We start from the raw sequence: 10,941 nt of genomic DNA on the forward strand, positions 1-10,941 counted from the left end.
GTCGCGCGCTTGCTCTGCTCAAACGCGAAGGCCGGTGCCCGTCTGACGTTGAACACCGACAGATTAAGTACCGGAACAACGTGATTGAATGCGATCATGGCAAACTGAAACGGATAAGGAGAGCATGAAAAACCTCGGGGCAGCCATCGAATGATGCCATCTACAGGGGTTAAAATAACCACCATCATTTCATAACAATACCTGCTGACTATGAAGATCTACGTCATCAAAATAGCAGTTCATGGAGTCAGTCCGATGGTCTGGCGTCGGCTGAGAATTGCTGCCGACACGTCACTGGCCGCGCTTCACTTCATTTTCCAGATAGTGCAGGGCTGGGGGGACGACCATCTCCATCAATTTCACATTTATGGCAAAGATTACGGTATCTCCTACGAAGGAGGCATCGGTTTTGTCGATAATCCGTTCCGGGTCGTGATTGATGATTTTGCTTTTGATGCTGGCGATCGCTTTACCTATGAATACAATTTCTTTGAGCACTGGCTTCATGACATTCGTGTTGAGGCCATTTATGAAAACTCTACGCTGAAAGCGCCGTTTTGTATAAGCGGCCATGGTATGCCCGGAGCCACAGCTGCGGATGAGTTCGATAAAACCCTGGCGTTTCTTGAAGCTATCGTTAATGCGGATGATGAAACAACGGTCGGCGAGATCCGCCCTTTTGCTGACGACCTGGATGCTGTCAGGTTCAACCGCCACAAAATCAACCGGCAACTGAGCAGGCTCGACCTTGCATCTCCGGTACTGGAGCCTGAAGTTATCTGGCTGGGCCGTCGTCGCTGACTGATGTCTATAAAGGTATACGTTTTCAGCATGCCTCTCAGATCCCCGAAAAAATGTCTATAAACCTCCCTAAATCAGTGTTTATGGATTATTCTTTAAATCTCTATGATGTTTAAAGACCTTCCGGAGGTTTTGCGTGCAATATGCCTACATCAGGGTAAGCTCGGCCGATCAGAATACGGCCCGTCAGGAAGAGGCATTGTCAAAGGCGGGTTTTCAGCCTGATAAAATTTGTGTTGAGCATGCCAGCGCGAAGGACACAAACCGCCCGGGGTTACAGGAACTCCTGGGGCAATTACGCCCTGGTGATACGCTTCTGGTTCATTCCATCGATCGCCTTTGCCGGAATATGTCGGATATGTGCGCTGTCACCACCCGGCTTCGTGACCAGGGCGTTACCCTTATTTTTCTGAAAGAGCAGCTGACGTTCAGCGCCGGCACAAACAATCCGATGCAGGAACTGCAGCTGCACATGATGTCGGCATTCAGCCAGTTTGAACGAGCCTTACTGAAGGAAAGGCAGGCCGACGGCATCGCCGCGAAAAAAGCACGGGGTGAAAAAACAGGGCGCCCCGGCGCCGATATCAAAAAGATCCAGGAAATTGACGCACTCAGAAGCAGAGGGGTCAGGCTCAGGATCGCCTGCGACCATGCGGGCCTTGGCGTTTCCACATATTATAAGCTTCGTCACCAGATGAACAACCAGTAGCCGGGAGATAGTCATCCACCACAGCAGGAGGCAATGATGCAACTGACGCTCCAGATAGTCATCACCGATGAATCAGGCTCCAGTCGAACGGAGGAACTGATGACAATCCAGAAATCAGGGGAGACCCGGAACGACATCGGATTATCGGTGTCAGAATCCAAGCTGTTGCTGAATACGGTCCAGCAGTCGGTGGTCCAGCTGCAGGCAGACGAATATACTCAACACCATATCCGGTGCCCTCACTGCCTTGCTGCGCGCAGAATCAAAGGCAAACAGAAAATACGGTACCGGACGCTGTTTGGCGTTATTCCGGTATCCGGGCTTCGGGTGTACCGGTGCCGTTGTGAAGAGAGTGATACAAAGACAGTCAGTTTGCTCAGCGACTGGGCCGGCGATTATTCTCACCCGGCACTGAAATATATTGAAACCCGCTGGGCCTCGATGATCTCCTATGAAATGACGACTCGTCTGCTGAAAGATATTCTGCCGGTGGGCCACAGCCTGAATGCCTCAACGGTGAGGAATCATTTATGCCAGGTGGCGCAGCGTCTTGACGCTGAGGCTGAAGCTCATTCAGGTTTTCTTTCCGGCTGCCCCCGCGACTGGGGGAACCTGCCCAGGCCAGGAAAACCGCTTGTGGTGGGTATAGATGGTGGTTATGTTCGCGATCGGGATGACAAAAAGCGTAATTTTGAAATTATTGCCGGGAAGTCTTTTTCCGTTGGTGCGCCTGCTGACACCCGCCGCTTCGGTTTTGTTCAGAAGGATGACTGTCATCCGGAACGCAGGCTCATGACCCACCTTTCAGCGCAGGGAATGCAGGCCAACCAGCAGATATTTTTTCTGTCCGACGGCGCGGATAATCTCAGGGACCTCCAGTTCGGTATGTACCCTGAGTCAACGCATGTGCTGGACTGGTTTCATATCACCATGAGGCTGAAGGTGCTCATGCAATATGCCCGGGGACTGCTGGTATCAGATCCAGAGGCGGGGAGTAAAGTTCTGGCACTGCTGGAAAGCATTAAACGATATCTCTGGCATGGCAATGTTGTCGCTGCGCTGGAACATATTGATAATTGCGTTATGTATTGCGATGACCCTGAACTCAGCTATCCTAGCCTGAAATCCCTGCAAAAACATCTGGATGAAATGTATACCTACATCCGGAATAATAAGATGATGATCCCAAACTACGGCGAAATGCGTCGGTACGGAGAGCCGGTATCAACCGCGTTTGTGGAATCCACGATCAATGAAGTGATCGCCAGACGAATGGCCAAAAAGCAGCAGATGCAGTGGAGCAGAAAAGGGGCTCATTATTTGTTACAGACCCGGACCGCCGTTTTGAATAACGAACTGCAGGATAAATTTGTCTGCTGGTATCCGGGTTTTCAAAGTGACGGGAAGGGACCAGCGATGGCAGCATAGCTCACGCTGCCCCAATATTTTTTATGCTCTCGGTCGTATGGAAGCTGGACCGCCTCGGTCGTGATCTTCGTCATCTCATTAATACAGTGCACGACCTGACCGCGAGGGGGACCGGTCTGAAAGTGCTGACCGGTCACGGGGCGACTATCGACACAACAACGGCCGCTGGCAAGCTTGTCTTCGGTATCTTTGCCGCACTGGCGGAGTTTGAGCGCGAACTGATTGCTGAAAGAACGACTGCAGGTCTGGCATCAGCAAGAGCCCGTGGGCGGAACGGCGGCCGACCTTATAAAATGACGCCAGTCAAACTGCGACTGGCAATGGCATCAATGGGACAATCAGAAACAAAGGTCAGTACGCTATGCCAGGAACTTGGGATAACCCGGCAAACTTTGTACAGGCATATTTCCCCTGTTGGTCAACTGCGGGCGGACGGGATCAAGCTGCTCAACCGTGGATAATTTGAACGGACGGAAAAATCTGGGGTTCCGGCGTAGTACCCCTATCACCTCCACATTTTTGCAACAGTGCCTTATAAATGGCAGCCTTATGTTTACTTGCCAAGATGGGCTACCATATGATGTTTTATACTGAGCAATATTAATATTATCTTTAATGGAAAAATTAAGCCCACTAAGTGACCCACTGCTATATGGCTCTATTGTGAAGACGCCTGAGGGTAAAAATTTATACATGGTTGTCCCTATGTCTATTATTGCAAGGTTGACAATATTATTCGTTTTATAAATTTGAGCGTTTAAAATCACACATCAAAGCAATTAGTCAGGATAAACAACAATACCCAGTGCTTCGAGAATCAGTTCTTGCTGCCAGGCTGCAATTTTGATACCTGATGTATCGACTTTGCGGGGATCTAAACCGTCGAGTTCGGCGTGGCATAAATTGGCACCCTGTAGGCTAAATTGCCCCCAGACATCTTCGGAAAAAACACCTCGACTTAAGTCTGACTCTTTCAGTGATGCACCCGCTAGGTTCGTTCCTATCCAGCGATTTTCAAACAACTCACATTTTTCTAAACAAACCCTCTCCATATTGGCATAGGAAAGATTACATCCAGAAATAAATGCTGAGCAAAAGTACATACGATTACTCACTTGATGGGCAAAGTTTGTTCGGGAAAAGTTGGCACCTTTTAAATCACACGCACGGAACTCTATACCGTAGCAATTGGCATTACTGAAGTTTGCCATCGCAAGTTGGCATTGTTGGAAACTTGCATCACGAAGATCTGCGACATCAAAGTGGCAGCCTTCGATATCACCCTGTTCAATGAACTTGCAGTTGACGAATGTCGTATCACGCAAGTTAGCACGTCGAAAGTCGCTGCGAATGAATGTGCAAGCGGTGAAGGTGAGATCACTTAAGTCTTTATGTGAAAAGTTGTGGTGCCGATATGTATGATTGTAGGTTTCCATGAGTACTCCTTGTTGAAAGGAGGGCTAGACTACCATTATACATATGCCAAGACATTAAAATAAAAGCCTGTTACATCAACACATTACAACCCCTCAATTTACCTGTTTTAAGTGGTCAAATTGGCGCGTAGAGCGCCTATCGCTCTTGCATTGGCACGCGGCCCTGTTGAAAAAAGTTATTCGCTTTAGATAGGGTTAGGAGAGCCGTGCTTCGCCGGTAAAAAATCGGACTATCCGACGCAGGGCGGACTCATCGGCGGAGAAGCAAACTTTGACTATATCTCCCTACACTTGGAAGAGGGCTAGACTGGCCCCATAGATCACCAGACACTTCGACTCTCTTAAAATAAGAGGTAGTCTTGGAACTATGTTTAATACCAGTCAGAACGATAAGATGGTTGAAGTGTTATCAGGACCTGAGCGGCGTCGGCGTCGTACACCGCAGGAAAAAATTGCCATTATTCAGCAGACTATGGAGCCCGGTATGACCGTGTCTCATGTCGCGCGCCTGCATGGCATCAATGCAAACCAGATATTCAAATGGCGCAAGCAATATTAAGACGGTTCACTGACGGCTGTTGCATCGGGCGAGGAAGTGGTGCCGGCCTCCGAACTCGCTGCCGCCAATAAGCAAATTCGCGAACTCCAGCGCCTTCTGGGCAAAAAGACGATGGAAGCCGAGATACTCAAAGAGGCCGTGGAGTTCGGCCGGGCAAAAAAATGGATTGCGCATGCGCCCTCGTTGCCTGGGAACGACGAATAAGCGACGTTTGCAGAAGTCTTGGCGTGTCGCGTGCGCAGTTGAGCATTCGGGTTCACCGGCCATCTGACTGACAGGATCGCAGACGGCAGCCCCGTTCTGACGATACCACCGTATTGTCCCGGATAAACATGGCGGTGGCTGACCTGCCGACGTATGGTTATCGCCGTGTGTGGGCGCTGCTGCGACGGGAGTCGGAGCGGGACGGCCTGCCTGTGGTTAATGCAAAGCGGGTGTATCGCATTATGAGAACGCATAATCTGCTTCTTGAACGTAAACCCGCTGATCCTTGCCGTAAGCGGGCCCATAAGGGGCGCGTAGCAGTAGCGGAAAGTAACCGGCGCTGGTGCTCAGATGGCTTTGAGTTCCGCTGTGATAATGGCGAAAAGCTGCGGGTGACCTTCGCGCAGGACTGCTGCGACAGGGAGATCATTGACTGGGCAGCGAGCACCGGAGGCTATGACAAAGAAACGGTGCAGGATGTCATGCTGGGTGCGGTGGAAAAACGCTTCGGAAGGCAGTTGCCAACAGTGCCGGCGTTCGCCCGGTTGCTGGGACTGGAGCCTTGTACGACAGCAGTGCGAAGCCCGGAAAGCAATGGCATAGCAGAAAGCTTCGTGATGACGATAAAACGGGACTACATCAGCATCATGCCGAAACCGGACAGCGAGGCAGCGGTGATGAATCTGGCGGTGGCGTTCAGTCATTACAACGAACATCATCCGCATAGTGCACTGGGATATCGCTCACCACGGGAATATATACGCAGGAAGTTATCGCAACCGTAAGAGAGCAAAAACGTCTGGATATATAGGGTCAAATCCACTGTAAATATATTACCAGTTCTTAATTACTGAATCTCCGATCCCTGCAATATGCTCGTTGAGTTCATTCATAGATGAATGAGTATTTGTAATATACAGGACTACTATACGAGATGGCTTGCCTCCGGGGCCCAACAGTGCAACGATGCCCCGAGATCCGTGATCACCTGCTCCTGTTTTATCCGCTATCATCCAGCCAGCTGGCAGTACAGAGCGGAACAGAGGCCCGCCGACTTTATCTTCCTGCATCCAGCTTATTAATTTTTTTCGAGATTTTTCTGTAAGTACACTTTCGTTTAACAATTTTTGTAGCGTTTGAGCCATCGCTGCCGGAGTGGTGGTATCACGCTCATCGCCAGGCTTCGCCTCATTAAGGCTGGGTTCGTGTCGATCAAGCCTTGTATAACTATCACCAGTGCTACGCAGAAAATGAGTTAATCCCTCCGGCCCGCCAATAGTTGATAGCAATAAATTTGCAGCAGTGTTATCACTGGTGGTAATGGCAGCATTGCATAACTCAGAAACCGTCATTCCATCTGCAATGTGCTGACTGGTTAGTGGAGAATAGTCGTCCAGGTCATGCTTATTATAGGTAATTCGGCGTTCAAGTTGTTCAAGCCCTTTATCAACACGTACTAATATTGCTCCACATAACAAAACTTTGAATGTGCTCATCATAGGAAAACGTTCTTCACGGCGATGACTACTCAGAACCTTCCCGGATAAAAAGTCTATTTCAGTAAAACCAACCCGACCTTTGATATGGTCTTCTGTGCTTTGTATTGTATCAGTAACATTGACTGGTGTAGATAATGCTGGAGTACACATTCCAGCCAGTAAAGAGATTATAATAAGGCGGATCTTTTTCATATTAATATCCTTTTTAAAATTAAGTTAAGTAATAATAGATAAATAATGAGTAAACAGGCTCTGTTCAGCCGGACTGTCGGTGTACCACCGGAGCACGTAAAGCATCCGGTGCAATCTTCAGCCGGGTAAGCACCGGACCGATAATCTGGCCGAAGACAGGCGCCGCCACTGAGCCACCAAAATGCTGTCCCGCTTTGGGATTGTTAATAACCACAACCAGTGCCACTTCAGGACGGCTCGCCGGCGCGACGCCTGCCGTATAGGTAATATGCCCCCCGTCATATTTTCCACCGGCACCTAACTTCTCTGCGGTTCCGGTTTTTATTGCCAGACGGTAGCCCGGTACAGCTGCCCTTACGCCACTTCCGCCGGGTAACACATCACTTTCCATCATTCTGATTACAGCATCGGCAAGCTTCGGGTCCGCCACCTGCTCACCGTACACCGGCGCGGATAACCGTGTAACGGATAACGGATGATAAACGCCACAGGCCCCGAGAGTGGCATAGGCTCTGGCTAACTGGAGCGGGGTTACCCGGAGGCCGTAGCCAAAAGCGAAGGTGGCGCGCTCAATATCAGCCCATCGATGGCGACTGAACGGAAAGTAACCAGTACTTTCACCGGGAAGGCCCAGCCCTGTCGGTTTTCCCAGCCCGAAGGATGAATACGTTTTTACCAGCGCATCCGAAGGCATCGCCAGGGCAATATGTGAAACTCCGGTATCACTGGATTTCTGAAGTATGCCGGTCGGCGTCAGCGCCGGCCAGTATCCCACGTCCCGGATAAGATGGCCGTCAACCCTGAACGGCCTTGTGTCAAGAAGCGTGCTGCTGCTGATAATATGGCGGCGCAGGCCTTCAAGAATGACGAAGGGTTTAACCGTTGAACCCGGCTCAAAGCTGTCATTAATCGCCACGTTACGCATTTCAGCGGAAGTGGCACCGGAAAAACGGTTGGGATTAAACGACGGATAGGATGCCATAGCCAGAATTTCGCCGGTGTTTACGCTGACAAGCACCGCAGCGCCTGACTGGGCGTGATGTTGCTCGACCCCCTCCCTTAACCGGCTGTAAACAATATACTGAAGCACACTGTCAATACTCAGCCTGATCGCCGGTGCAGTTTCCGGAGCGTCATACTGGATCACGCTGATGACGCCCCCCCTGGCGTTTTTGCGTATTTTTTTCACCCCGAAGTCCTTTCTCAGAACGGTGTTAAAGCTCTGCTCAATACCACTCAGCCCTCTATTTTCGGCACCGGTCACACCAATGAGCGAGGCTGATGCCTCACCCAGCGGATAGTAGCGATTTTCATTGTATCCTAGATTCTACGTCAGTACTTCAAAAAGCATAATCAAAGCCTTGATAAATATGCATTCCTTCGAAATTCAGCTTTCACCCATTGGGTGAAAGAAAAGTGCTCAAAAATATGTTAAATTATCAGCTTTTATGACTCGATATATGGTAAAATAATAGTAAGAAAAGTAGTAAAAAGGGGTTCTAATTATGATTAATAAAATTGATTTCAAAGCTAAGAATCTAACATCAAATGCAGGTCTTTTTCTGCTCCTTGAGAATGCAAAAAGCAATGGGATTTTTGATTTTATTGAAAATGACCTCGTATTTGATAATGACTCAACAAATAAAATCAAGATGAATCATATAAAGACCATGCTCTGCGGTCACTTCATTGGCATTGATAAGTTAGAACGTCTAAAGCTACTTCAAAATGATCCCCTCGTCAACGAGTTTGATATTTCCGTAAAAGAACCTGAAACAGTGTCACGGTTTCTAGGAAACTTCAACTTCAAGACAACCCAAATGTTTAGAGACATTAATTTTAAAGTCTTTAAAAAACTGCTCACTAAAAGTAAATTGACATCCATTACGATTGATATTGATAGTAGTGTAATTAACGTAGAAGGTCATCAAGAAGGTGCGTCAAAAGGATATAATCCTAAGAAACTGGGAAACCGATGCTACAATATCCAATTTGCATTTTGCGACGAATTAAAAGCATATGTTACCGGATTTGTAAGAAGTGGCAATACTTACACTGCAAACGGTGCTGCGGAAATGATCAAAGAAATTGTTGCTAACATCAAATCAGACGATTTAGAAATTTTATTTCGAATGGATAGTGGCTACTTTGATGAAAAAATTATCGAAACGATAGAATCTCTTGGATGCAAATATTTAATTAAAGCCAAAAGTTATTCTACACTCACCTCACAAGCAACGAATTCATCAATTGTATTCGTTAAAGGAGAAGAAGGTAGAGAAACTACAGAACTGTATACAAAATTAGTTAAATGGGAAAAAGACAGAAGATTTGTCGTATCTCGCGTACTGAAACCAGAAAAAGAAAGAGCACAATTATCACTTTTAGAAGGTTCCGAATACGACTACTTTTTCTTTGTAACAAATACTACCTTGCTTTCTGAAAAAGTAGTTATATACTATGAAAAGCGTGGTAATGCTGAAAACTATATCAAAGAAGCCAAATACGACATGGCGGTGGGTCATCTCTTGCTAAAGTCATTTTGGGCGAATGAAGCCGTGTTTCAAATGATGATGCTTTCATATAACCTATTTTTGTTGTTCAAGTTTGATTCCTTGGACTCTTCAGAATACAGACAGCAAATAAAGACCTTTCGTTTGAAGTATGTATTTCTTGCAGCAAAAATAATCAAAACCGCAAGATATGTAATCATGAAGTTGTCGGAAAACTATCCGTACAAGGGAGTGTATGAAAAATGTCTGGTATAATAAGAATATCATCAATAAAATTGAGTGTTGCTCTGTGGATAACTTGCAGAGTTTATTAAGTATCATTGCAGCAAAGATGAAATCAATGATTTATCAAAAATGATTGAAAGGTGGTTGTAAATAATGTTACAATGTGTGAGAAGCAGTCTAAATTCTTCGTGAAATAGTGATTTTTGAAGCTAATAAAAAACACACGTGGAATTTAGGGAATACTGATGTAACACGGATTGACCGTATTGGGAGTTTGAGATGGTGACAAAGAGAGTGCAACGGATGATGTTCGCGGCGGCGGCGTGCATTCCGCTGCTGCTGGGCAGCGCGCCGCTTTATGCGCAGACGAGTGCGGTGCAGCAAAAGCTGGCGGCGCTGGAGAAAAGCAGCGGAGGGCGGCTGGGCGTCGCGCTCATCGATACCGCAGATAATACGCAGGTGCTTTATCGCGGTGATGAACGCTTTCCAATGTGCAGTACCAGTAAAGTTATGGCGGCCGCGGCGGTGCTTAAGCAGAGTGAAACGCAAAAGCAGCTGCTTAATCAGCCTGTCGAGATCAAGCCTGCCGATCTGGTTAACTACAATCCGATTGCCGAAAAACACGTCAACGGCACAATGACGCTGGCAGAACTGAGCGCGGCCGCGTTGCAGTACAGCGACAATACCGCCATGAACAAATTGATTGCCCAGCTCGGTGGCCCGGGAGGCGTGACGGCTTTTGCCCGCGCGATCGGCGATGAGACGTTTCGTCTGGATCGCACTGAACCTACGCTGAATACCGCCATTCCCGGCGACCCGAGAGACACCACCACGCCGCGGGCGATGGCGCAGACGTTGCGTCAGCTTACGCTGGGTCATGCGCTGGGCGAAACCCAGCGGGCGCAGTTGGTGACGTGGCTCAAAGGCAATACGACCGGCGCAGCCAGCATTCGGGCCGGCTTACCGACGTCGTGGACTGTGGGTGATAAGACCGGCAGCGGCGACTACGGCACCACCAATGATATTGCGGTGATCTGGCCGCAGGGTCGTGCGCCGCTGGTTCTGGTGACCTATTTTACCCAGCCGCAACAGAACGCAGAGAGCCGCCGCGATGTGCTGGCTTCAGCGGCGAGAATCATCGCCGAAGGGCTGTAACTGGTTTTGTTGAATAAATCGAACTTTTGCTGAGTTGAAGGATCAGATCACGTATCTTCCCGACAACGCAGACCGTTCCGTGGCAAAGCAAAAGTTCAAAATCACCAACTGGCCCACCTACAATAAAGCCCTCATCAACCGTGGCTCCATAACTTTCTGGCTGGATGATGAAGCTATTCAGGCCTGGTATGAGTCAGCAACACCTTCTTCACGAGGCAGA

Annotated in this window: 7 protein-coding genes and 5 pseudogenes; 9 read left to right on the top strand and 3 right to left on the bottom strand. The window is 48.3% G+C overall.

Annotated elements, in window-relative coordinates:
• From ACOKCT_RS22640 to ACOKCT_RS22660, 5 genes and pseudogenes are all read left to right on the top strand, one after another.
• Positions 1-116, top strand: a pseudogene (locus tag ACOKCT_RS22640) (DDE-type integrase/transposase/recombinase); the annotation flags it as partial.
• 94 nt (positions 117-210) lie between these two features.
• The gene (locus ACOKCT_RS22645) at positions 211-801 is read left to right on the top strand and encodes a plasmid pRiA4b ORF-3 family protein (protein ID WP_012477564.1); all 591 of its coding nucleotides are present in this window, start codon (positions 211-213) and stop codon (positions 799-801) included.
• A 136-nt stretch (positions 802-937) separates the two neighbouring features.
• A complete protein-coding gene (locus tag ACOKCT_RS22650) occupies positions 938-1,510 on the top strand; it encodes a recombinase family protein (protein WP_001493762.1) in 573 nt (190 codons plus the stop codon).
• 36 nt (positions 1,511-1,546) lie between these two features.
• A complete protein-coding gene (locus ACOKCT_RS22655) occupies positions 1,547-2,938 on the top strand; it encodes an ISKra4-like element ISKpn19 family transposase (protein WP_001493761.1) in 1,392 nt (463 codons plus the stop codon).
• Positions 2,939-2,970: 32 nt separating this feature from the next.
• Positions 2,971-3,399 (top strand): annotated as a pseudogene (locus ACOKCT_RS22660) (recombinase family protein); the annotation flags it as partial.
• A gap of 318 nt (positions 3,400-3,717) precedes the next feature.
• Here ACOKCT_RS22660 and ACOKCT_RS22665 read toward each other — a convergent pair.
• Positions 3,718-4,374, bottom strand: coding sequence for a quinolone resistance pentapeptide repeat protein QnrS1 (locus ACOKCT_RS22665; protein WP_001516695.1), 657 nt, complete (start codon positions 4,372-4,374; stop codon positions 3,718-3,720).
• A gap of 394 nt (positions 4,375-4,768) precedes the next feature.
• On the opposite strand from ACOKCT_RS22665, the pseudogene ACOKCT_RS22670 reads away from it, so the two are divergent.
• A pseudogene (locus ACOKCT_RS22670) lies at positions 4,769-5,922 on the top strand (IS3 family transposase).
• 48 nt (positions 5,923-5,970) lie between these two features.
• Here ACOKCT_RS22670 and ACOKCT_RS22675 read toward each other — a convergent pair.
• Together ACOKCT_RS22675 and ACOKCT_RS22680 are read right to left on the bottom strand one after the other, a co-directional pair.
• Complete coding sequence (locus ACOKCT_RS22675) at positions 5,971-6,828, bottom strand: class A beta-lactamase LAP-2 (protein ID WP_012477595.1); 858 nt, start codon at positions 6,826-6,828, stop codon at positions 5,971-5,973.
• 64 nt (positions 6,829-6,892) lie between these two features.
• Positions 6,893-8,146, bottom strand: a pseudogene (locus ACOKCT_RS22680) (penicillin-binding transpeptidase domain-containing protein); the annotation flags it as partial.
• Positions 8,147-8,333: 187 nt separating this feature from the next.
• On the opposite strand from ACOKCT_RS22680, the gene ACOKCT_RS22685 reads away from it, so the two are divergent.
• From ACOKCT_RS22685 to ACOKCT_RS22695, 3 genes and pseudogenes are all read left to right on the top strand, one after another.
• Positions 8,334-9,596 (top strand): IS1380-like element ISEcp1 family transposase, encoded by a 1,263-nt coding sequence (locus ACOKCT_RS22685; RefSeq protein ID WP_000608644.1) that lies wholly within the window; start codon positions 8,334-8,336, stop codon positions 9,594-9,596.
• A 249-nt stretch (positions 9,597-9,845) separates the two neighbouring features.
• Positions 9,846-10,721, top strand: coding sequence for an extended-spectrum class A beta-lactamase CTX-M-14 (locus ACOKCT_RS22690; RefSeq protein ID WP_001617865.1), 876 nt, complete (start codon positions 9,846-9,848; stop codon positions 10,719-10,721).
• A gap of 34 nt (positions 10,722-10,755) precedes the next feature.
• Positions 10,756-10,941 (top strand): annotated as a pseudogene (locus ACOKCT_RS22695) (IS5/IS1182 family transposase); the annotation flags it as partial.

It is taken from the genome of Leclercia sp. M-A074-M (genome assembly GCF_965195605.1).
GTDB lineage: Bacteria > Pseudomonadota > Gammaproteobacteria > Enterobacterales > Enterobacteriaceae > Enterobacter.

Excerpts from the sequence above, each read along its gene's own strand:
- ACOKCT_RS22645 (WP_012477564.1), top strand. The coding sequence starts at position 211 with ATGAAGATCTACGTCATCAAAATAGCAGTTCATGGAGTCAGTCCGATG.
- ACOKCT_RS22655 (WP_001493761.1), top strand. The coding sequence starts at position 1,547 with ATGCAACTGACGCTCCAGATAGTCATCACCGATGAATCAGGCTCCAGT.
- ACOKCT_RS22665 (WP_001516695.1), bottom strand. The coding sequence starts at position 4,374 with ATGGAAACCTACAATCATACATATCGGCACCACAACTTTTCACATAAA.
- ACOKCT_RS22675 (WP_012477595.1), bottom strand. The coding sequence starts at position 6,828 with ATGAAAAAGATCCGCCTTATTATAATCTCTTTACTGGCTGGAATGTGT.
- ACOKCT_RS22685 (WP_000608644.1), top strand. The coding sequence starts at position 8,334 with ATGATTAATAAAATTGATTTCAAAGCTAAGAATCTAACATCAAATGCA.
- ACOKCT_RS22690 (WP_001617865.1), top strand. The coding sequence starts at position 9,846 with ATGGTGACAAAGAGAGTGCAACGGATGATGTTCGCGGCGGCGGCGTGC.